This window comes from Pelagicoccus sp. SDUM812003 (assembly GCF_031127815.1).
In the GTDB taxonomy this organism is placed as follows: Bacteria; Verrucomicrobiota; Verrucomicrobiia; order Opitutales; family Opitutaceae; genus Pelagicoccus.
In genome coordinates, this window is the sequence record NZ_JARXHY010000004.1 from 13,099 (window position 1) to 35,522 (window position 22,424).

Genomic DNA, 22,424 nt, shown 5'->3' on the forward strand with positions numbered 1-22,424 from the left:
GAACGCGGCTACGGGTGAAATGATGAGGGAATTTGAGATTTGGAATTTGAGATCTCAAATGCGCGACGGAAGTCGTGCTACAGGTCGTCGTCGGAATCGATTTCGAGTGAGGACGCCTTCTGGTACTCGGTGACGCGGCCTTCGAAGAAGTTTTGCTCCTTCTTGATGTCCATCATCTCGGCGAGCCACGGTAGGGGGTTGGACGCGCCGGGATTGAGCGGGGCGAGGCCGCAGCCTTCGAGGCGACGGTCGGCGATGTAGTCGATGTACTGAAGAAAGTCTTGTTTGCGCAGGCCGATGGAGTCGACTGGGAGGCAGTCGCTGATGAACTCCTTCTCCAGCTCTATGGCCTCTCTCATGGTGCTGCGTAGGTTTTCCCGAAAATCCTCCGTCCAGACGTCGGGGTTCTCGTCGATGAGGTCCATGAGCACGTTGCGCAGCAGCTCGATGTGGTTGGACTCGTCGCGCAGGGTGTAGCGAAACATCTCTCCGATGCCGCGGAACTTGTTTTGGCGATAGAGGGAGAGGATCATGCCGAACATGCCGTAGAACTGGGTGCCTTCCATGCACTGGCCGAAGAGGAAGATGTTCTTGGCGAACTTCTGCTTGTTTTCGGTGATGGTCAGGTCGATGTCGTTGCGCAGCTCGTGGCTGTGGCGGGTGACGAATTCGTTTTTCTTAACGATGGTTTCGATGTCTTCGAACATGGCCTCGCACTCGTGGGGGTTGATGCCCAGCGAGGAGATCATGTAGAGCAGGGAGTCGGCGTGCACGTTTTCCTCGTGGGCATGGCGGCCGAGCACCAGCTTGAGCTCGGGGGCGGTGACCAGCTCGCGGATGACGTGGATGATGTTGTCGCCCACGATGCCTTCGGCGGCGGAGAAGTAGCCCACGCCCATCATGATGATCCAGCGCTCGATTTCGGAGACCTGGGAGTCGTCCTTCCACTGCTCGATATCCTTGTTCATGATGATGTCTTCCGGCTCCCAGTGGTTCGCCTTCATCGTCTTGTAGATATCGTAGGCCCAATGGTACTTCAGGGGCAGCAGGTTGAAGGTCATGGTTTCGCGCCCATTGATGATGCGCTTTTCCTTGAAGGCCTTTTCCGCTTTTTCCTGGTCGAGTACGAAGGATTTTGAGCCGACAGTGTAGGTCTTGTGCATAGTGTTGTTCGAGGTGTGTGAGACGGTTGAGACTAGATTGGAAAGTGGTCGGTCGCTGGCACGGCGAAATGCGAAGGGTGGAAACAGGAACACGAGCGAAACCCGCTGGCGAGTTCGAGTTGTTCCGAGTTATCCACTTCGTATTAACCACAAGATAGTGTGGTCCTTGGTGTGAAGACCACAAGATATTGGGAGGCTTTTCCTCGGGTCAACGCGGATTTAAATTTTTTTTCGACTTGAAATTTGGCTGAAAACCGTGGGCGTCGGGTCGCGTTTTCGCTAAGGATTTCGGCGAGAGCGACTTAGCGTCGGCGCCGATTTGGCGCGCTGGATTCGCGCGAATTTTACGCGAGAAAATGGGTGGAGGAAGCGTGGCGGAGAGGGGGGATGTGGAAAAAGGGGGGGGCAGGTTTCGCGGATGGTTCGGATGGGTGAGGCCTAGCTCTGATGGCGGAGTTGGGAGGAGTCGTCTGAAGGCGTCTGAGAGGACGATTGGGGTTTTGAGAAAGAGATTTCTACAGCTTTTGGTGACGAGGCATTGTTTATGTGCGAAATGTAGCTCGCGTATCCTTCGTTTGATGGGCGGCTTCCTAGGTTTTCGGGGGCCGATGCGGCGTGCCCGGCGGTCACGCCCTACCTGTGCGACTGACCAGATGAAAAGCGCGTTAGCGGCGGGTGGGGCGGTGTTCGCGCAGGTCGGTGCTGCGGGAGTCGACGCCGATCTCTTCGGAGGTGGACGGATCGAAGAGCCTGAGCGAGGGTTCGCTGAAGGTGCCGCTGATGGTGACTTCGAGGGCGTTGGAGACGATGTTGAGCGGGAGATTGATGATGGGGGTGATGAGGGGCACCTTGCTGTTGCGGAAGGGGAAGAGGCGGGCCTTGAAATCGAGGGCGTCGGTCTCGAGTCCGTAGGTGCCGGAGGCCTGGATGCTGGCGACGGGGCCTTCGATGGAGACGTCGGAGAAGCGAACTTTTGTTTTCTCGACCGAGAACGGGCTGGCGACCTTGTTGAACTTGAGGGTGGTGAAGCCGAACGGGGTGATTTCGAGGGCTCGGGAGAGCAGGCCCAGCAGGCGGAATTTTCCGAAGTCGGCATCATGGATGTCGAGCTGGCCTTGCCCGTTGTAGGAGAGGGCGTCGCCGACCCATCCGAACCCCTGGAAGCTGGCGTTGATGACGCCGCCGTAGTTGAGCAAGCGTTGGGGATCCATGTTTTCGGCGGTTTCGCTGCCGTCTCTCAGGAAGTAGGTGTTGGAGGCGTTGAGCAGCCGGCCGAAGCCTGCGTCTGCGAGCTGCACGTCGAGGTCGATGCGGTCGCCGACGATGAAGGCGGAAGCGTCGAGGGCGCCGCCTCCGAGCGATGCTCTGGCGTTGGGAATGTCGACTCGATCGTTTGCCACATGCACGAAGGTGGAGAGCGAGTCGAAGGGATAGCCGTAGTAGCTAAAGGGGCCGGGGCTATCGATATCGAGGTCGATGTCGTAGATGAATTGGTCCTCGCGCATGAAGGCGGAGGAGCGAGCCACGACCAACGGCGGCAGGTGGTAGCAGTAGGGTGCGAGGATCTTGCGGGTGGAGTCGGCGATTTCCCAGATGACGTCCGGACCGATTTTCAGATCGAGGGTGGAGATGACGTCTATCCAGATCCCGGTGAGCTTGTCTTTTTCATCCCGTCGGTCGCGGTCCATGTGGAACTGGATTTCGCCGAAGGCTTGCTGGTTGTTTTTCGCGTACAGCTCGATGTCGTAGAGGTCGACGTAGTGAAAGAGGGAATACACTTTAAGGCGAAGCTCTTCGGTGTCGATGCCTCGCAGATTGATATCCTTGACAAAGCCGGTGCCGGTGACGCGCACGGTGTCGGGCTGCTTGAAGATGGCTTGGGAGTCGAGCAGGGTGTACATGCCTTCGTCCGGAAAGTTCATGCCCTCCCACATCGCGGCCCACCAGGGCTTGAACCAGTCGTTGATGAGCGTCGGGTCGAAGCTGCCTTCGACCAGGATGCGACGCAAAAGGGTGTCGAGGTTGTATCCAATCGTTATGACGCCTGCCTGCTCGCCCGAGCGGAGGGCGATCTTGGGCAAGTCGATCTGGGGGCCTTCGATGCGTGCCACGGCGGTAGCCCGGTCGATGGGTGCTCCTTGTATTTCGAGGTGTCCAGACTGCACGGTGGCGGTGATCCGCTCCGGCTTGAGCTTGGGGTCGAGGCTGCCTTGGACTCTCAGGTCGATGGGTTGGCCGACTGTTGCTAGGGTGGGGAGGTCCACGCCAGCGAGTCGCTCGGCGATGGGAGCGAGGAATTCCGGCAGTTGGTCCGAAAGCTCGGCTTGCAGGTCGAAGGAGCTTCGTTCGCTGTCCAGTTCGTAGTCCAGTCGCAGTTCGATGGGACTGTTGGCGAGGGACAGTTGAAGGTTTGCCCCCACGCTGTTGTCCTTGGGCTCGATGGAAGCCAGCAAAGAGGGCAGGGCGACGTCCTTGTAGGCGAGCGTTGTCGTTGATGCGAGGATACGGTTCGGAAGCCACTCTTCTTTTGTGGGGATTTCCGGCCAAGAGGTTGCGAGGATGACTTGGCGAGCGACGCTGTCCTGCGGGAGTTTTATTTCTGCGGCTTCCAGGCGCAGCTTCAGCTCCTGAAAGCGTTCGAGATCTGCTTGCAGGTGGATCCCGCTAGCGGATAGCTGAGGGGAAAACGCGAATGCCTCGGCCCCGGCGCGCAGGGAGATGGTCTGTGAGCCTTGATCGTCCAGCGAAAGCGTGAGCAAGGCGAAGGGCTGATCGAAGCGTTTGAGTTGCTCCTGCAGTTTGAGGATTTGCGGGGCGATGGAGATGATGGTTTGAGAGGCGGAGGCCCGTGGCGCCCGATCGGGCTTTGGTTTGGGGCGCAAGTAGGCGGCGTCGATGGTGCCGTAGGCGGATAGGCGCAGCCGATCTATCGCGAGGTGGGCGTATTGGAGTTCCCAATACTCGCCTCTGAGTCGCGCTTCCAGGCTGATCGAGGTGGCGACAGGGGTGGGGGTGCCGGACGGGGCGATCATGGCTGGCAGGATGAAGCGGCCATTGGACAGTTTGACCTGCTCGATCGTGAGTCGCCCCAGCAGCAGGTGGGCGATGTCGAGTTTGGCGACCGCGAGGTCGGCGGTGAGCACGTCGGATCCCAGGTCCTGCGAATGGAACTGGGGTCTTTCGATGGTGATCCGGCCGCTGGGATGGAGACGGATGCCATCCATGCGTATGGCGAGCCCTTGCGTTCGAAGCTCGTCTCGGAGCTCTCGTATCAGAAAGTTCGGTACAGGAATGTCGTCTAGAGTCGCGACATAGGCGGCGAAGGCGGTGAGGCAGAAGAGCAGAATGACGATAGCCGAGTAGAAGCAATGGAAGGTCGCCCGGCAGGTCGTAAAGACGCTACGCCATGCGAGGCGGATCGGGCTCTTGCTCGGCTTCTTCATGCTGCGCGGGCAGCGCCTTTAGTCCGCGGCGGGTTCCGGGGCGGTATCCTCGCTCGTTTCGGCCGCGTTTTCTTCTGGCGTGGGGGACTCGTCGACGGGCAAGCTCTCGGGCTCGGCTTGGGCCTGCGATTGGTCTTGGCTTGCTTGCTCCGGCAGGGGACGGCTGCTGAAAGGCTGTTGTGGGGCGGGTCTGGCGACGCGGTCGAAAACGATCTCCGAGAAGGCGTCGATGAAGTCGATGTCGAAGCGGAAGGACAGGTCGCGGTCGGGAATCGCTCCGTAGAGCAGCGGGCCTCCGGAGGTCTCCGAGACGAGAAGTTCGATCGGCTCGGGAGCGGAGTCGGGATCGTCGTTACCGTTTCTGACGGTAGCGGTCAATTGGTAGACCCATGGCGTTTCCCGACCAGCGATATCCACTGTGGGGGTGTAGCCGCCCGGATTGAAGCTTTCGACGGTCAGGCTGGCGATCTGGGCGGCGAGGCTTCTGGCGCGTTCTGGAGCGGCGCTGTTGGCTTCGAGCGAGAAGCTGGCCAACTGCTCGGAGTTGGCGATCCTGCTGATGGTGAGGCGGCTGATGCGCTGGCCTGCTGGCAGGTCGATGATCTGGCGGTCCTTGTAGCGGTCGGGGTTGTTGTCGATGCGTTCGAAGATGTCGTTGTAGACCGAATACACGAAGTCCTTGCTCTGCCGCTTGACGAAGCTCTCCATGCGATCGTCTGGGGAGCGGTCGCCGATGAGCAGGGTTTCGGTGGCGGGCTGCGACAGCGTTTCCTCCGAGGCGTAGACGCGGTTGGAAGTGATGGTGATGGAGTATTCCGGAACCTCGAGTCCGTAGGATTCGAGGTCGGGCGCGGAGGGCGCGTCGTTGACGAAGCCGGTACCGGGCACCGCTTTCAGCTCGTTGAGCCAGAGCAGGATTTCCTCGATGATTTCGGCGTCTCCCTTTTGGGTTTGTATGCCCTGCTCCTGATGGCGCACCACCAGCTCCCAGCTGCCGTTTTCCAGCTTCTGCAGGGTGAGGGGCTGCTCGTCTCGGCGTTCGATGGTGAGGGTGGAGGCCGCGGTGACGTCCAGCTCGAAGATGCGGCGCTCCCGGAGTTTGGTCTGGGCATTGCCGAGTGTATCCAGAAAGTCGATGCGGAGTTGGAAGACGGTGGGCCGGCTTTCGCGTTTCGCGTAGCGGAAGTCGGATTCGGGCGAGATGCGCTCGCCGATTTCCAGCACTTCGCGGTTCTGGTCGGACTCGATGGCGATACGGTAGAGCGGGCTTTGCAGTCCGTAGGGCGAGAGGTCGGTGGGGTTCGATGCCACGATGGAGTCCGCTTCCAGGTTGAGGCAGCGGTTGAGCAAGGTATTGACCGCGGCGGAATCGGCTCGGGCTCGGATGGGCGTCTGAAAGTTCCAGCGATCGCCCTCCTTGGCGAACCAGGCGCGTACGTTGCGGTTGTTTTCCCTCACTTGGATGTTCCATGAGGTGACTTCGAAGACGGCGGTTTGGAAGAGGCGCGAGGAGCGCAGGCTGTCGAGCGAGACGCTGAGGCTTTCCAGCAGGCTGCGGTTGACCACCAGCACTTGGCTTTGGTCGGTGGAGAGGATGTAGAGGTTGTTGCCGATCTCGGTGGGTTTGCCGATGCCGATGGCGACGCGTTCCTTTCCGCGGCCGAGGAAGAGGGTGCTTTGGGGTGGGCGGAGGCCGTAGTCGGACATGGAGACCCCGGATTGGCTGACGATGTCGGTCTCGAAGCTGGAGATGCGCTCGAGAAAGCGCAGCTCGGTGAGGATGCGCTGCACTGCGAATTCGTTAGCGGGCCATTCGTAGGGCTCGGTGAGGAACCATTTGTTGTTTCTCAGCTGCAGGGTGATGCGCTGGCCGGTGGCGTTGTTGAGGATGCTCAGGTAGTCGAGACCGATCGCGAGGTCGCCCAGAACGTTGCTGCGGGTTTGGTCGTAGTCGTCCTCATCGATCTGATTGTCGATGTAGAAGATGTAGGTGAGCAGTCCTAGCAGTATGGCTAAAAGGGTGAGGGTGATTTTTAGGCGCATCGGCTAAATGAAAGATGAAAGAGTGAGAGCGAGAAACGGAGTTGTCCTGGCGCGTTCGCGGGAGAGTGGTCAGGGGCCTCCGTCTTCTCCTAGTTTCTGCGGGAAAGGTAGACGAGGAGGCCAAGCAGGCCGACGATGGCGGGCGGGCCGAACCAGATGAGATAGCGCACGAGGTGGAGCTGTTCCAAGGAGAGGTCGAGTTTGACCTTTCGGATGGGGCGCGGGGGGATGTTGAGCCGCGTGAAGCGGTCGATGGAGTAGTTGATGGCGTTGAGGATCAGGTAGAGGTTGCCCGATGATTGAATCCGCTGGTTGGATACGAAGTTGGAGGTCCCGATCACGGTGACCTTTCCGCCGGGCAGAGAGATGCCGAGGGAGGAGTCGACCTGCTGCTCGGAAATCGCGGCGATCTTGACCGGCCCCGGGATGTCGATGCTCGGGTCGAAGGTCGCCGGTCCGGGTTTGCGGTATTGTCGATCGGCCCAGCTGTTGTCCGATGTGATCAGCAGTTCGGTGACCGCGAGGGAATCGTCGAGCGGGCGACCTGGATCCTCGCGCACCGAGATGGCGCGATCGGTGATGACGCGAATGTTCAGGTTGTAGAGCGAACTGGTGACCGGGTGGTCCGCGAAGCGTCGGATGATGAGGTCGCCCCCGTTTATGATGTAGGCCGGGTCCCTCTCCACCACTAGGGCGTCCTCCACTAGCAGCCCCCAATTGTAGAGAAGGTCGTCGAGTCCGTGCTCGTGCCCGGGCTCGAGCAGGATCAGCACGCGGCCGGCTCGCTTGTCGAGGTAGTTCTGCAGCAGCAGCTGCTCCTGGGGAAGAAAGCGGGCCTTGGGGGAGGCGATCAGGAGCATGGAAGCGTCCTCCGGGATGCGTTCGGCGGTGCTGAGGTCGATGGGGCGGGTGGCGAAGTTGCGGGATTTGAGCTCGTTGAAGAGGGCGGAGGCGCCGCTTTCCTGTCCGACGTCGTTCGGCGCCAGCTCGCCGTGACCGGTGGTGACGTAGATGACCGGTTCGCTGCTTTCCACGATCTCCAGGATGGAGCGGGTGAAGACGTTTTCGCCTAGGAATTCGCGCAGCTCGGAGTCCTGCAGCTTGTAGAGTTCGTTGATGCGGACCTGTCGCTGCCGATTTCCCGTCTTGAAGACGATGACGTTCGGATCGTCGATGCCTAGGGCTCGAGCTCGGCTGGTCTGGCTGTAGATGTTGAGGTATTCGACGGTGACGCGGTTTTCGCCCTGGTTTCGCGTGGCGTATTCATACTCCCGCAGCAGCAGGCGCACGTCCTTAAGGATATCGGAGAGGCCGGGATCGTCGGAGTTTTCCGGGATGGTGACGATGGCTTGAATGGGCTGGTCGAGCTGCTGGAGGTAGGCTCGCGTTTCCGGGGAGAGGGAGTAGATGTTTCCTTTGGTCAGATCGATGCGCTGGTAGGTGCGCATGCCGATGTAGTTGACGGCGATCAGGATGAGAAAGACGAGGGCAACCTGGACGATCGCTTGGAGGCGGTCTGAAATGCGGTTGTTCTGAAAGGAGTCCATTTAGGAATGGTGAAATCTTAGGCTGCGTGGCGCGTGCGGTCCGCTTAGGACAGACCGTCCTTGTACTCCACCATGAGAATGGCGAGGAAGAGGAACGCTAGGGACGAAGTGATGTAGAGCACTACGGCGCGGGTGTCGATGATGCCGGCGGAGAAGTCGCTCATGTGCTGCAGGGCGTTGGTGTGATCGGCGAGCTGGCGAATCCAAAGGTGCTGTCCGGGAGCGATGGTGGTGAGGTCGGAAATGTTGCTGCCGATGACGATGAAGCCGAACACCAGAGAGAATCCCAGTATGCCTGCCACCAGCTGGCTGCTGGTGAGCGAGCTGGCGAAGATGCCGAGGGCCAGGAAGAGGGCTCCGCTGAGAAAGATGAAACCGTATCCGCCGATCAGCGGATAGGGGTCGATGATGGTGTCCTGTTGAGCGAAGGTGAAGAAGATGATGTGGAAGGTCCCGGTGATCAGCCAAAGCGTGCAGTAGTAGAGGTAGCTGGCGGAAAACTTGGCAAGCACCACCTCGGTGATGGTGACCGGCGTGGTGAGCAGGCTTTCGATGGTGCCGCTGCTGCGCTCGTCCGCCATGCTTCTCATGGTGAGGAGAGGGACCATGAAGAAGACCGGGATGAAAAACATCTGGAAGAAGAGCACGCTAGGCGTCTCGTCCTGCGGGTCGGAGGAGTAGAGGGTGAGCATGTATTGGAACATGAAGCCCATCACCAACAGAAACAGGAAGGCCGCGATGTAGGTGCTGGGGTTGATGAGCAACCGCCAGATCTCGCTGCGTAGAAGTGTGAAATAATGGCGCACGGGAAATTTGTTTAACCACGGAGGGCGCGGAGAAGCTCGGATGCTTCTGGCGATGTGGATAGGGTGAAAGGTTTCATTCTCATCGAGCGTCGCGCGGCTCCTGCGGGCGTATTTCGTCGGTACGGTCTTCCGCGGCTCGAGGCATCGGGTTCGCGATCCCTTCGTCCACTTCCTCCCAGCTGCGGCGGGTGGCGGCCAGGAAGACGTTTTCCAGGGGCGCGGCCCGTTTTCGCAAGGAACGGATGCGTAGGGAGTCGTGGTGGGAGAGGCAGCGGAAAAGCTCCTCTCCGTAGTCGCAGTTGCCTTTGATGCGCAGGTCGATGGTGGCGAAGCCGTTCGCGTCGGCGGCTTTGGTGGTATCGATCGCCAGGTCGGGAGCCTCCAGGTCTTCCAAGGCCTTTTCGAGCTCCGAGAGCTCGCCGTTGAGCTCGATTTCGTAGGAGGTGGAGTCGATGAAGGTGGTCCGCAGCTCCTCGGGCGTGCCTTGACCCACGATCTTGCCGCCGTTGATGATGATGATCTGGTCGCAGGTCATTTCGATCTCAGGCAGAATATGGCTGGAAATGATGACCGTCATGCGTCCGCGAAGCTTGGCGATGAGGTCGCGGATGAGGATGACCTGATGCGGGTCGAGCCCGATGGTCGGCTCGTCCATGATGATGACCTCCGGATCCGCCAGGATGGCGTCCGCGATGCCCACGCGCTGGCGGAAGCCCTTGGAGAGCTTGCCGATGATGCGGTCCTGAGCCCGGGCCAGGTCGCAGCGCTCCAGGGCGGCGTCGACCGCACGGCGGCGCTTGGAGAAGGGGATCTCCTTCATCTTGGCCCGCCATTTCAGGTACTCGCGCACGCGAAGCTCGTGCGGCAGCGGGTTGTTTTCCGGCATGTAGCCGATGCGGCGCTTGATCTCGTGCGGGTGGCTGGCCACGGGAATGCCGCAGATGCGTGCGGAGCCCGAGCTCGCCCGCGTGTAGCCGGTGAGGATGCGCATGGTAGTGCTTTTCCCCGCCCCGTTGGGTCCGAGAAAGCCGACGATCTGGCCTTTGCCGACTTCGAAGCTGATGCCATTCACTGCGTCGACCTTGCCGAATCGCTTGTGGAGTTTCTCGACTTCGATTGTGTTGTTTCGGGAGTCCAATTGATCGCTCGGTTTCGTGATGCTACGAGAGGAGACATTGAAAGACGGGCTTTTATCCCTCCGCAATCTCAATATCGTTGAATGGGATGGATTTGCGTAGGTGATGCGGCTCGGGGCGAAATCTACCGAGACAGCTGCTGACGCAGGCGAGACGGATGATTGGTGGTGAGCGAGGCGGCGCCCAGGGCGATCCACCGCCTGGCGAGATCCGGATCGTCGACGGTCCAGACGTGCAAGTCGATGCCGGCCTTCCGCAGCCCCTGGGCGAAGCTTCGGGAGGGCAAGGGCAGGGCGGACAGGCCTACGCCGCTGGCTCCGCAGCTTCGGACGGTGTCGATCACGAAGGGCAGGGCTTCCCGATCAGGCGGCTGGCAAAACTCGTGCAGCCAGCGGACCTCGATTTGGGGACGCCGTCCTTTGAGCTCCGCCAAGGCGTTGGCTTGGAAGGACATGAAGGTGAGCTGCGATAGATCGACCGGGCGCTGGTCCAGTTCCGCCAGCAGCGGTTCCACGATTTTCGATCCAGTCTTGAGCTCCAGCAAGGCGGATTTGCCCGGCGGTACGAGGTCGAGAAACTCCGTCAGGCTCGGAATGCGGGCTCCGGCGAAGGCCTCCGATTTCCAGCTTCCGCAGTCGAGTCCTCGCAGGGTGGCGAAATCGGTGCGCTCGATGGGAAGGGATTTGTCGGAAACGCGTCCCGTATCCTCGTCGTGAATGCAGACCACCCGCTGGTCGGCGGTCAGATGAAAGTCGCCTTCGATGGCGTCGGCGCCTTCGTCCCATGCCAGCTGAAAAGCGGGCAGGGTGTTTTCCGGCGCTTCGCCGGAGGCGCCTCGATGGGCTACGATCTGGAAGGGTGGGTGGCGAATTGGCGGCAGTGGATTCCCTCGCAACAGCGAAGGGGGGCTCAGGCTTTGCGGGCTTGGTAGAGACGGTAGGCGGCCCGCTTGGCTCCCTCGTAGACCTTGGCTGGGATTTCCTGGGTGACGAAGCCCGCCTTTTTGAGCTTCAGGGCGAATCGCTCGTCGGGACCGGCCGACCAGAAGATGGCTTGTCCGTTCGGCTTGAGGCTCGCCTTGAGCTGCCGTAGGCCGGAGGGGGAGTAGAGGGAGGCGTTTCCGCTGGCGACCATGGGCGCCGGGCCATTGTCGACATCGAGCAGAATGCAATCGTAGGTGGCAGGGGCCGCTTTGCGGATGACCGGGGCCACGTCTCCTGTTTCCACCCGCACCCGCGGGTCGTCCAGGCAGCGCCCGTTGAGGGACTTCAGGTGCTGGCGGTTCCACTCGATGACCTCGGGAGCGAGCTCCCAAACCTCGATCTGGCTTTCGCTCGGGGCGGCCTCCAGCAGCGCTCGCAAGGTGAAGCCCAGACCCAAGCCGCCGACGAGGGTACGACTCGGCTCGGCGGCGGGCAGGCCGGCTGCTCCCAGCTGTCCTAGCAGGACTTCCGAGGCGGAAGCCTTGGAGTGCATGAGCTCTTGGCCACGGTAGTTGATGGAGTAGGCCCCGTCCTGTTCGTAGAGGGCTAGGATGTTTCCCGATTCGAGGGAGGTTTCGGCGAGTTTGATGCGAGGTTTCACGATGCGGGTTGCGATGCGGGTGGCGGGAGCGGGGCTGGGGCGAGGCGTTAGCGAACGAAGGGAAGCTCGATGCGCATGGTGGTGCCATGTTCGCTTGTATCCGTGACGCTGATATCGCCGTGGTGAGAGCGCAGGATGCGTTTGACGATGGAAAGCCCCAGGCCTGTGCCCTCGGCTTTTCCGGTGAGGAAGGAGTCGAAGATGCGGGCGACTAGGTTCTCGGGGATGCCGGAGCCTGTGTCCTCGATGTAGAGGGCGACCACCGATCGCCTTTCGATCTGCTCCACTTTTGTAGTGATAGTGAGGATACCGCCCTTGGGCATGGCGTCAGTGGCGTTGATGATGAGGTTCAGCAGGACCTGCTGCAGCTGGCCTTTGTTGCCATTCACTCGGGCCTTGCGCGAGCTGGCATGGTGCCTGAGGTCGATCTTGAGCTGTCCCATCTTGTGTCGCACCAGCAAGCAGGTGTCGGCGATCAGGTCGTCGATGTCCCAGTGCGTGAAAATCCCCTCTGGGGCCTTGCCGAAGGAGAGCACCTTGCTGACGATTTCTTCCAGGTGGTCGATCTTTTCTCGGATGACTTGTTTGTCCTTGTTGCGCGGATCGCTCTCCGGGTATTGCAGGTCGAGCGAGCTGAAGAGAAGCTTGATCACGGTGAGCGGATTTCGGATCTCGTGGGCGATCTCCGCTGAGAGCAGTCCTAGGGTGGTGAGGCGTTCGCTTTTGCGCAGGCGCTCCTCGCTATTAAACACGCGCGAGTAGAGCTCGGCGTTCTGGGCGGCCACGGCAGCTAGGCTGGCGAAGGCCTGGAGGAGGCGTCGCTCGCTGTTTGCGAAGCGGTGTCGTTCCCGAGTGAATACGTTTATGATGCCGATCACCTTGCCCTCGTAGATCATCGGAGTGGAGAGGCAGGAGGTGACCTCGGAATCGTGCGGCACGTCATGCAAGTCCCGGTAGTCAGGCGTGGTGATGTTGGAGAACTCCACTTGCCGTTTGGTTCGAATGGCGGAGCCAGCGAGGCTTTCGGTCACTGCGATGTCGCCCACCATGTCCAAGAATTCCAGGTTTTCGGGGAAAACGGTCTGCAGGCTGACCTTCTTCTCCTTCGACTCGTACAGCTGCAGCGTGCAGAGGCCAGCCCCCGTCAGTTGGTGGGCCGCTTCGGTCACGGTTTGCCAAAGGCTTTGTATTTCAAATTTAGATACAATGCTTTGTCCGACTTCGATCAAGGCGTTGAGCTGGCTGGACTGCATGACCAGCTGGCGTTTTCGCCAGACGCTTTGCAGCACGCGCGATGCCTCGTTGGCGATATGGACCAGGTTGTCGAGGTCGTCTTCCGTGAACCCGTCGACGTGATCGCGGTCCACGTTGAGGGCTCCGATGATCTGGCCGCCTGCGATCATCGGGGCGGCGATCTTGGAACGCACGCCTTCGATGAGCTTCACGTAGCGCGGATCGGTCTCGACGTCGTTGCAAAGAATCGGCTCCCCGTTGAACGCGGCTCGTCCGGAGATGCCTTTTCCCGGATGGATGGCCAGTTCGGGAAGGTTGGGCGGGTACCCGAGAGCGTAGTCGATCTCCAGCAGGCTCGTATTTGGATTTATGAGACAGATAGCCGCGGCGTGCGGATCGTAGAGCCGCTGGAGCTCTTCGATGATGACGATGTAGGCGTCGCGCGGAGTGTTGGCGCTGCTCGCCGCTTGGCTGATGCGGTAGAGCGCCAGCAGGGTGTTCGGATTTTCGCTGAGACGTTGCAAGGCGGGTAGTCGAATGGTGGGTTTGGAAAGGGAAAGGGGATCAGCCGATCTTGGAATAGACGCCGCCGCCGAGCAGGGTCGGTCCGTCGTAGAAGGCGATGATTTGTCCAAGGGCGAGGGCGCGCTGGGGCTCCTCGAAGGCGACTTCGACATGGTCGTCGCTCGTTCGGCGGTAGTTGATTTTCACCCGCGGATCGCGGTAGCGCACCTTGGCTTCGATGCTGCAGTCCTGAGGGATGGGAAGTCCGGTGTAGCTGAGGCCGGACACTTCGCAGCGGGAGGTGTAGAGGCCGGGAGCGCCGGGGGATTCGAAGGAAACCAGCAGGGCGTTCCGTTTGCTGTCCTTTCCCACTACGACATAGAACTGGTTGTCGGTGTTCGACGGTACGCCGATGCCTTTGCGTTGGCCGATGGTGAAGTAGTGCAGTCCGCGGTGCTCGCCGAGCTGCTGACCGTCGTCGGCGCGGAGGATGGGCCCTGGCTGGTCGGGCACGTATTCGCGCAGGAAGTCGGACATCTTGATGTTTCCGATGAAGCAGATGCCTTGGCTGTCCTTTTTCGAGGCGTTGGGCAGCTTGGCTCGCTGGGCCAGCTCGCGCAGCTGCGGCTTGAGCAGGTGACCCACCGGAAAGTTGGCTCGGGCCACTTGCTCGGGCCGCATCATGGCGAGGAAGTAGCTCTGGTCCTTGTTGGGATCGGCTCCTTCAATGATGGAGCGTTGGCCGGTTTCTTCATCGCGACGGAGCTGGGCGTAGTGGCCGGTGGCGACTTCGTCGAAACCGTTTTCCAAGGCGTAGTCCAGGAAGACGCCAAACTTGATTTCCCGGTTGCACATCACGTCCGGATTCGGGGTGATGCCAGTTTGGTAGCCGTGTAGCAGGTACTCCACGATGCGAGATCGGTACTCGTGCATGAGATTGACCACGCGGAAGGGGATTCCCACTGCATCCGCCACTGCGGCGGCGTCTTCGATGTCCTGCTGCCAGGGGCAATCGCCCAGGATATTGTCCTCATTGATCCAGTTCTTCATGTAGGCGCCTTCGATGTCGCACCCCTGTTCCTTGAGGAGCAGGGCCGCGACGGCGGAGTCGACGCCTCCGGACATGGCGACTAGGATCTTCTTCATGGCTGGGGAAATAGTGGGGGCTGCGGGGGCGAGGCAAGCTCTACCTGAGCGGGGTGGCGCAGCGGCCTGGCGGTTTTAGGACGCGGCGCGGCGCCGCTGGTCGGTCAGCATGACTCTCAGGTCGGCTAAGTGCTTGTCTATAGGATAGATTCGCGCTCCTGACGGTTATTCCGTTCTCGCTTTTTACAAGGAAGCGCGCAAAAACGGAGCTCCCATTCAACATCAGATTCGCAGCTCAATGACCCCGGAAGCGTTCACGGAGAAACTTAGGTCGGCCTTAGGAGAGCGACTTACGATGGTGTCGCTTTACGGTTCAGCGGCGGTTGGCGACTCCGCGGAAGGCTACTCGGACGTGAACATGATGGTGGTGTGCGCCCAGCTGGGCATGGAGGAGCTGAACGCCCTGCGGAGTTTGGCCAGGCGCTGGGCCAGGCAGGGAAACCCGCCTCCCTTGCTCTTCGCCCACGAGCGATTGATGAATTCCTCTCACGTCTTTCCCATCGAGTTGCTGGACATCAAGGAAAACCACCGGGTGCTCTACGGTCCGGACCTGCTGAAGGCCCTGCCCATCAGCCAGGCGAACCTGAAGTTTCAGCTGGAGCACGAGCTCAAGGGAAAGCTGATCCAGCTGCGCGAAAGCTACCTGCTGACCGAAGCGGGAGCGGAGGCCCTGCTCGATTTGATGCTCCAATCGCTCTCCGCCTTCCAGATCATGCTCAAAGCGGCCTTGCGCTTCTACGAAGTGAGCGTGCCGGCCAAGAAGCGCGAAGCGGTTTCCAAGCTGCAGCGACACGTCATGTTCGACCTGTCCGTATTCGAGGAGCTGCAGGCGATTAAGGACGGCTCGCAGCTTGCTCCCTTCGGAGAGGAGGAGGCCCTGGCGCTTTTCGAGCGCTACCTCGAGGCCATCGAACGCTCGGCGGATTTGCTAGGCAGCGTCGGGCGCCGTGGCGTCTAGCGACGATATCGCCGCCGCGGCGGAGGGTTTTTCTTGTGTTGGCGCGAATCGTGTTTTGATGCATGGTTACAAGCACTGATCTATGGCGCCTGCATCTGACTCGAAACACATCCGCAAGGCCTACCTGACCTCAATGAAAGAGGGAGTGGTGGAGCTGCAACGCGATTGGAGGGCGACTCGCATGCCTCCGATCAGCATGGAAGGAAAGCTGCACGGCTACCTTTCGCTCTATCCGCTGCCCGCTAGCGAGTTCGGCGAAAAGAGCGGCTACTTCGTGGACGAGACGAATCATATCGTGTTCGTCTTCTATCCGGAGAAGTATTCGAAAATCGAGTACAAAGGAGCGTCCATATATGTGGCGGGCGGCTTCAACGGCTGGCAGGACGCGGTGGGCAAGGACGAGTGGGAGCTGGTGCCGGAACGCGTGGGCGGCCGCCGCGTTCTGGCGCTGCGCAAGGACCTGGACTCGTTGTCGCCCGCGGAGGGCAGCCAGTTCAAGTTCGTCACGGATCGCCATCACTGGTTTCTGGTCGACATGTCCGCCCCGAACCTGGCTCAGGACGGCATGGGCAACTGGAACTACGCGTACTCCAGCAAGGTCACCGGCAGGCACCGGCTTGGCTTCGTGCTGAAGTCGCAGATCGACTTTTCGGAAAACAACAGCTTGCTCTACCACACGCGCAAGGGCGTGGAGCGGGCGAACCTCAACCTCGGGGATTTCTTTCTGGGCCTGAAGTCCGACAAGGAGCTGGGAGCGATCCCCCAAGGAAAGCGCGTGACCTTCCGTTTGTTCGCTCCCAGGGCGAAATGGGTGAAGGTCGGCTTTTTCGAGGACCTCGATCAGCCCGAGAAAGTGATCTGGGTGCTCATGAAACGTGGGGAGGACTTCGTCTGGGAGGCTACCGTGGAGCAGGACCTGCGCGGCTGGTACTACTGGTTCCGCCTCGATGGGCCGAAAAACGAGTTCAGCCTCTTCGATCCTAACTTCAAGGTGCTCGATCCCTACGCCAGGGCCGCCATCGGCCGGGAGGGTCCGGGCATCGTGGTCGACGATTCGCGACACGGCCGCCCGCCGCATCCGTTTTCCTCCCCTCAGTGGCAGGATCTGGTGGTGCTTGAAGGCCATGTGCGGGACTTCACTCAAAACCTTGCCGACCTGCCGGCGGAGGAGGGCAAGCCACGCGGTTTCTCCGATCTGGCGGCCTACGCCAAGCGCAAGGATTTCTATCCCAAGCGCCTCGGGGTGAACGCCATCGAGCTGCAGCCCATTCAGGAAAACGATAGCCAAAGCTACGACGAGTACCACTGGGGCTATATGACCGCCAATTTCTTCGCTCCACATTCTGGATACGCCAAGGCCCCGGAGAAAGCCTCCCAGGTCGACGAGTTCAAGGAGCTGGTATCCACGCTGCATGGACAGGGCTTCGCGGTTATCCTCGATGTGGTTTACAATCACGTGGGCGAGCCGGCTCATCTGATGTTCATCGACAAGCTCTACTATTTCCACGTGGGAGCGGATGGTTCGCTGAGCAACTGGAGCGGATGCGGGAACGATTTTCGCAGCGACGCCCCTATGGCGAGGCGCATCATCGTGGATAGCCTCAAGCATCTGGTCTCGTTCTACGGCGTGGATGGCTTCCGCTTCGATTTGGCGGATCTGGTCGGCAAGCCTGCCCTGGAGGAGGTGGAGCGCGAGTTGAAGGCGATCCGGCCCGACATCATACTCATCGCGGAGCCGTGGAGCTTTCGCGGCCATATCGGACCCGAGCTGCGCGATACTGGCTACGCGTCTTGGAACGATGGATACCGAGAGTTTTTGAAGCGCTTCGTACGCGGAGGGGCGGGCATGCCGGAAATCCAGTACTTCACAAAGGGCTCGCCCATCCACTACGCCACTTGGCCTGCTCAGACGATCAACTATGTGGAATCCCACGACGATCGGGTCTGGATCGATGACGTGACGGAGCATGGCGGTTTCGATGGGACGTATCCAACGCATCACGACATCGCTCGAACCCGGCTGATGATCGCCACCCTGATGATGTCCATCGGCATGCCGATGCTGCATGCAGGTATGGACTTTCTGGGGACGAAGAACGGGGTGCGCAACACATACCAGGATGGGCCGCGAAACGCCCTCGACTACAAACGGGCCCTGCAGTACCCGAACTGCGCCCGCTACTTTGCGGATTGGGTGCGTTTTCGGCTATCCAGCAAGGGCGAGCTGCTGCGTCACTACAATCGGGCTTCAGATGCGTTCTTCGAGTTCATCGACGGGAAAAGCAGCGGTTCCTACGCATGTATATATAATGCGAAGGGGGAATGGGGGGATGCCAAGCTGCTCTTCGCCATCAACCCCGGACTTGGTCCGGTGGAGATCGAGCTCGGCAAATGGGCGGAGCTCGCTTGGCGCCAGATCGCCGATCACGAACGCTTTCATGACGCCAAAGATGAAACGTGGGCTAATCGGGTAGATAAGCGTCTCTTTTTGCCTCCCTTGAGCTGCGGCTTGTGGGAGAAAAGAAGCTAATACTGTGATGAAAATTCACGCGTCATAACTTCTTGATTTTCTTCGGAGCCTTCCATGTACTCCCGCTTCGCGTGGGTTTTCGCCCGCGTGAAGAAACTAAAGACGTCAATAAGCAAAAAAGAAAACACCATGGCTGTAAAAGTAGCTATCAATGGTTTCGGCCGCATCGGCCGCCTCGTATTCCGCGCGCTCGTGGACCAAGGCCTTCTCGGCTCTGAAGTAGACGTAGTCGCTGTGAACGACCTCGTTCCTGCGGACAACCTCGCGTACCTGCTGAAGTACGATTCCACTCAGGGCCGCTTCAATGGCGAAGTAGCTGCGGAAGGCGACGACACGCTGGTTGTTAACGGCCACAAGATCAAGTGTCTCGCTCTGCGCGAAATCCCTGCCAACCTCCCTTGGAAGGAGCTGGGCATCGACATCGTGATCGAGTCCACTGGTCTCTGGGTTGCGGACGACAAGGCTCAAGGCCACATCGACGCTGGCGCGAAGAAGGTCATCATCTCCGCTCCAGGCAAGGGCAACGTGAAGACTGTAGTTCTCGGCGTAAACGACGACACCCTGACTGCGGAAGACACTTTGATCTCCAACGCATCTTGCACCACCAACTGCTTGGCTCCGATCACCAAGGTCATTCTCGACAACTTCGGCATCGAAGAAGGTCTGATGACCACCGTTCACAGCTACACTGCTACGCAGAAGACTGTAGACGGACCGTCTCCTAAGGACATGAAGGGTGGCCGCGCCGCTGCGATGAACATCATCCCATCTTCCACTGGCGCTGCTAAGGCTGTCGGCCTCGTGCTCCCGGAAGTGCAGGGCAAGCTCACTGGCATGGCGTTCCGCGTTCCGACTCCGACCGTTTCGGTTGTCGACCTCACGGTTAAGGTCAGCAAGCCGACTTCCTACGAAGAAATCTGTAAGAAGATGAAGGAAGCTGCGGAAGGTCCTCTCAAGGGTATTCTCGAGTACACCGAAGATCAGGTCGCTTCTTCCGACTTCATCCACTGCGCCGCGTCTTCCATCTTCGACGCTGGCTCGGGCATCGGCCTGAGCGACACCTTCTTCAAGCTGGTTAGCTGGTACGACAACGAGTGGGGCTACTCCAATCGCGTCGTCGACCTTCTCAAGAAGGTTGCTGCTCTCTAATCGAGTGAGTCGCTGATTTTTCCAGGCCCTTTGCTTGCGCCCGTAATTGCGCGGGCAAAGGGCTTTTTTCGTTTCCAGGCGCGTACCGGTTTTGGAAACCGAGCCCGCCCACCTCCACTCTCAATTTTCGGACGCCTTCCGGGAAGGCCGTCCATCCATTCTTTTTAAGCCATGGCTACAAAAACCATCGAAGACATCGACCTTAACGGTAAGAAGGCGGTTATCCGCGTCGACTTCAACGTGCCCCTCAAGGACGGCGAAGTGACCGACAAGACCCGTATCCTCGGCGCTCTGCCGACTATCAAGCACGTGATCGCCAATGGCGGCACCGCGGTGCTGCTCAGCCATCTCGGCCGCCCCAAGGGCGAGGTGAATGCGAAGTACTCGCTCGAACCCGTGGCGAAGGCCCTCTCCGCTGAGCTCGGTCAGGCGGTGGTGTTCGTGCCCGAATCTCGCGGCGAAGTCGCTGAAAAGGCGGTCGCGGAGCTTGCTCCCGGCAGCGTTGCCCTTCTGGAAAACGTGCGCTTCCACCCGGGCGAGGAGAAGAACGATCCGGAGCTTTCCAAGGCCTTCGCCAAGCTGGGCGACGTTTACATCAACGACGCCTTCGGCACTGCCCACCGCGCTCACGCCTCCACCGCGGGCATCGCGGAGTTCCTCAAGCCAGCGGTTTGCGGCTTCCTCATCCAGAAGGAGCTCGAGTTCCTCGGCGACAAGACTGCGAACGCGGAGCGTCCTTTCACCGTGATCCTCGGAGGAGCGAAGGTCAGCGACAAGCTCAAGGTCATCGACGCGTTGCTCGAGAAGGCCGACACCATCCTCATCGGCGGCGCCATGGCCTACACCTTCGCATTGGCCAACGGCAAGACCGTCGGCTCCAGCCTCTGCCAGCCCGACATGGTCGACATGACCAAGGCCCTGCAGGAAAAGGCCAAGGCCAAGGGCGTGAAGCTGCTTCTCCCCATCGACAACGTAACCGTGGACTCCTTCGATTTCAGCACCATGACCGCCGGAAACATCGGCGAATCCGATGCGGAAGGAAACATCCCGGAAGGCTGGGAAGGCGTGGATATCGGCCCCAAGACCACTGAGCTCTACTGCGCTGAAGTTGCCAAGTCCAAGACCGTGCTTTGGAACGGTCCGATGGGCATCTTCGAAAGCGACGCCTGCAACAAGGGCACCTTCGCGGTGGCCAAGGCCATCGCGGAAAACCAGGACGCGGTCACCATCATTGGTGGTGGCGACTCCGTCACCGCGGTCAACATGTCTGGCTACGGCGACAAGGTTTCCTTCATGAGCACCGGCGGCGGAGCCAGCCTGGAGTTCCTCGAAGGCAAGATCCTTCCTGGCGTCGACGCGCTCGACAAGAAGTAGGGCCAAGGCCGAATTCCGAATCTCAAATCCGAAATTTCAAAACACAACACTATGTCCCGCAAATATCTCATCGCAGGAAACTGGAAAATGAACAAGACGCCGGCCGACGGCGCCGACCTCGCGAAGGAAATCGCTTCCTTCGTGAGCAAGGACGAGTCGGTCGAGGTGGTGGTCTGCCCGACTGCCGTGGCTTTGGATCGCGTTTCCCAGGTCATCGAGGATTCCGCTGTGAAGCTTGGCGCCCAGAACCTCTATCCGAAGGCTAGCGGCGCCTACACCGGAGAAATCTCCGCTGAAATGTTGCGCGCCGTTTTTGCCAAGTACGTGATTCTCGGCCACAGCGAGCGTCGCGAATACTTCGCGGAAACCGACGCGTTCGTGAACGAAAAGGTGAAGTTCGCTCTCGAAAGCAACCTGATCCCCATCCTCTGCATCGGCGAAACGCTGGAGCAGCGCGAAGCGGATGAGACCCTCGAAGTCAACAAGACTCAGCTGCTCGGCGGCATGGAGGGCGTTTCCGCCGAGGACGCCGCCAAGGTGGTCATCGCTTACGAACCGGTTTGGGCCATCGGCACCGGCAAGACCGCTACGCCGGAAATGGCTCAGGAGGTGCACGCCGCCATCCGCTCGGTATTGGCGGAAAAGTACGGCTCATCGGTCGCAGAGAAGATTCGCATCCTCTATGGCGGTTCCATGAAGCCGGCAAACGCGGACGATCTTCTCGCCCAGAAGGACATCGATGGCGGTCTGATCGGCGGCGCCGCGCTGGAGGCGAAGTCCTTCTGCGATCTCATCGAGTCCGCCCGCAAGGCTGACTAGTCCCGCATCTCGCTTTAGCGATTCTTTTCGAAAACGCCTTCGGTCCCCGCGGCCGAGGGCGTTTTTTGCGTGGGAACCCAGAGTGTTTTTTTGTCGAGTCAGTCGCCATGGTGGCGCGCGACCTCCGGGCTCGCGTACTAAACCTCAGCCCGATCAAGACGCGCGACAATCCAAACGGCGAACGCGCTAGGCGAGTGGGGACAGTCGTCCCGGCGGTCGTGATTCGAGGCGGGCGTCCGACCGAGCGAACGACGCTGCCGTTTGAGGGCTAGCCTAGCTCTTCTTGCCGCGACGGCTGCGGATGCGCGGCCAGCTGCGCAGGAGCTGGTCCTTGATGATGGTCGCGGTGATCGGCTTTTCCAGATAGCCGTTCATGCCGGCTCGACGGCACTTGAGACGCGTCTCATTGGAGACGTTGGCGGTCACCGCGATGATCTCCGCCTGAGGCTCGTCCCGCTCGGCGGAGCGGATGGCATGGGTGGCTTCGATGCCGTCCATCTCCGGCATGTCGATGTCCATGAAAATGTAGTCGTAGTTGTCCTCGCTGTGGCGCTCGAGAGCTTCGCGACCGTTTTCCGCTTCCACGCAGCTGTAGCCTAGCTTTTGCAGGATGATGCGAATGACCTTGCGGTTGATCTCGTTGTCGTCAGCCACCAGGATGTTCAGCGGTCTCCGCTGGGCGAATGAGTGGTCCAGCAAGCGGCTGGTGGAGGTGGGAGTCGGCGTGCGCTCCGTCTTCTTGCTCCTCGGGTTTCGTGGGGAGAGTCGGTCAAGCTGATCGCTAGTGAAGAGGGTCTCTTGAGTAGCGGTCGAATAAGCGTCGGAGCTCCACAGCTCCAGCTGATTTGACGGTGACTTTTTTGGCATGCGAAGCGTTGCGGTTGGTATGTTTGTTAAAAATTCGGGAATAATGCAAGCCCGCCCGGGGGGAAAGTGGACCCTATGGTTTCACCTAGTTAGACGTTTGAAAAGGACCTCTGCCGGAGGCT

16 protein-coding genes are annotated in these 22,424 nt (G+C 60.0%); 5 read left to right on the forward strand and 11 right to left on the reverse strand.

Going from position 1 to position 22,424, the window contains the following annotated elements; all coding sequences use genetic code 11:
• Window positions 1–77: 77 nt before the first annotated feature.
• The 10 genes from QEH54_RS06745 to mnmA form a co-directional block, all read right to left on the reverse strand.
• The gene (locus tag QEH54_RS06745) at window positions 78–1,163 is read right to left on the reverse strand and encodes a ribonucleotide-diphosphate reductase subunit beta (protein ID WP_309017884.1); all 1,086 of its coding nucleotides are present in this window, start codon (window positions 1,161–1,163) and stop codon (window positions 78–80) included.
• Window positions 1,164–1,828: 665 nt separating this feature from the next.
• Window positions 1,829–4,606 (reverse strand): AsmA-like C-terminal region-containing protein, encoded by a 2,778-nt coding sequence (locus QEH54_RS06750; protein WP_309017885.1) that lies wholly within the window; start codon window positions 4,604–4,606, stop codon window positions 1,829–1,831.
• A gap of 18 nt (window positions 4,607–4,624) precedes the next feature.
• Window positions 4,625–6,649 (reverse strand): DUF4340 domain-containing protein, encoded by a 2,025-nt coding sequence (locus QEH54_RS06755; RefSeq protein WP_309017886.1) that lies wholly within the window; start codon window positions 6,647–6,649, stop codon window positions 4,625–4,627.
• Between the two features lie 89 nt (window positions 6,650–6,738).
• Complete coding sequence (locus QEH54_RS06760) at window positions 6,739–8,196, reverse strand: GldG family protein (protein ID WP_309017887.1); 1,458 nt, start codon at window positions 8,194–8,196, stop codon at window positions 6,739–6,741.
• 44 nt (window positions 8,197–8,240) lie between these two features.
• Window positions 8,241–9,002 (reverse strand): ABC transporter permease, encoded by a 762-nt coding sequence (locus tag QEH54_RS06765; protein ID WP_309017888.1) that lies wholly within the window; start codon window positions 9,000–9,002, stop codon window positions 8,241–8,243.
• 79 nt (window positions 9,003–9,081) lie between these two features.
• Window positions 9,082–10,140 carry an ABC transporter ATP-binding protein gene (locus QEH54_RS06770; RefSeq protein WP_309017889.1) on the reverse strand — a complete coding sequence of 353 codons (1,059 nt, stop codon included), beginning with the start codon at window positions 10,138–10,140 and terminating at the stop codon, window positions 9,082–9,084.
• A gap of 122 nt (window positions 10,141–10,262) precedes the next feature.
• Complete coding sequence (locus QEH54_RS06775) at window positions 10,263–11,033, reverse strand: glycerophosphodiester phosphodiesterase (RefSeq protein WP_309017890.1); 771 nt, start codon at window positions 11,031–11,033, stop codon at window positions 10,263–10,265.
• Between the two features lie 14 nt (window positions 11,034–11,047).
• On the reverse strand, window positions 11,048–11,722 hold the full coding sequence (locus tag QEH54_RS06780; RefSeq protein ID WP_309017891.1) for a spermine synthase: 675 nt from the start codon (window positions 11,720–11,722) through the stop codon (window positions 11,048–11,050).
• Window positions 11,723–11,769: 47 nt separating this feature from the next.
• Window positions 11,770–13,479, reverse strand: a complete 1,710-nt coding sequence (locus QEH54_RS06785) for a GAF domain-containing protein (protein ID WP_309017892.1) — start codon at window positions 13,477–13,479, stop codon at window positions 11,770–11,772.
• Window positions 13,480–13,519: 40 nt separating this feature from the next.
• Window positions 13,520–14,605, reverse strand: a complete 1,086-nt coding sequence (gene mnmA / locus QEH54_RS06790; RefSeq protein ID WP_309017893.1) for a tRNA 2-thiouridine(34) synthase MnmA — start codon at window positions 14,603–14,605, stop codon at window positions 13,520–13,522.
• 238 nt (window positions 14,606–14,843) lie between these two features.
• Here mnmA and QEH54_RS06795 point away from each other — a divergent pair, with 238 nt between their 5' ends.
• From QEH54_RS06795 to tpiA, 5 genes are all read left to right on the forward strand, one after another.
• The gene (locus tag QEH54_RS06795) at window positions 14,844–15,563 is read left to right on the forward strand and encodes a hypothetical protein (RefSeq protein WP_309017894.1); all 720 of its coding nucleotides are present in this window, start codon (window positions 14,844–14,846) and stop codon (window positions 15,561–15,563) included.
• Window positions 15,564–15,645: 82 nt separating this feature from the next.
• Window positions 15,646–18,093, forward strand: a complete 2,448-nt coding sequence (locus tag QEH54_RS06800) for an alpha-amylase family glycosyl hydrolase (protein ID WP_309017895.1) — start codon at window positions 15,646–15,648, stop codon at window positions 18,091–18,093.
• Window positions 18,094–18,222: 129 nt separating this feature from the next.
• Window positions 18,223–19,242, forward strand: coding sequence for a type I glyceraldehyde-3-phosphate dehydrogenase (gap, locus tag QEH54_RS06805; RefSeq protein ID WP_309017896.1), 1,020 nt, complete (start codon window positions 18,223–18,225; stop codon window positions 19,240–19,242).
• 171 nt (window positions 19,243–19,413) lie between these two features.
• On the forward strand, window positions 19,414–20,616 hold the full coding sequence (locus tag QEH54_RS06810) for a phosphoglycerate kinase (protein WP_309017897.1): 1,203 nt from the start codon (window positions 19,414–19,416) through the stop codon (window positions 20,614–20,616).
• Window positions 20,617–20,667: 51 nt separating this feature from the next.
• Window positions 20,668–21,435, forward strand: a complete 768-nt coding sequence (gene tpiA, locus QEH54_RS06815; protein WP_309017898.1) for a triose-phosphate isomerase — start codon at window positions 20,668–20,670, stop codon at window positions 21,433–21,435.
• Between the two features lie 273 nt (window positions 21,436–21,708).
• Here the strand turns inward: tpiA and QEH54_RS06820 are convergent, their stop codons facing one another.
• Window positions 21,709–22,302 (reverse strand): response regulator, encoded by a 594-nt coding sequence (locus tag QEH54_RS06820; protein WP_309017899.1) that lies wholly within the window; start codon window positions 22,300–22,302, stop codon window positions 21,709–21,711.
• Window positions 22,303–22,424: the final 122 nt, after the last annotated feature.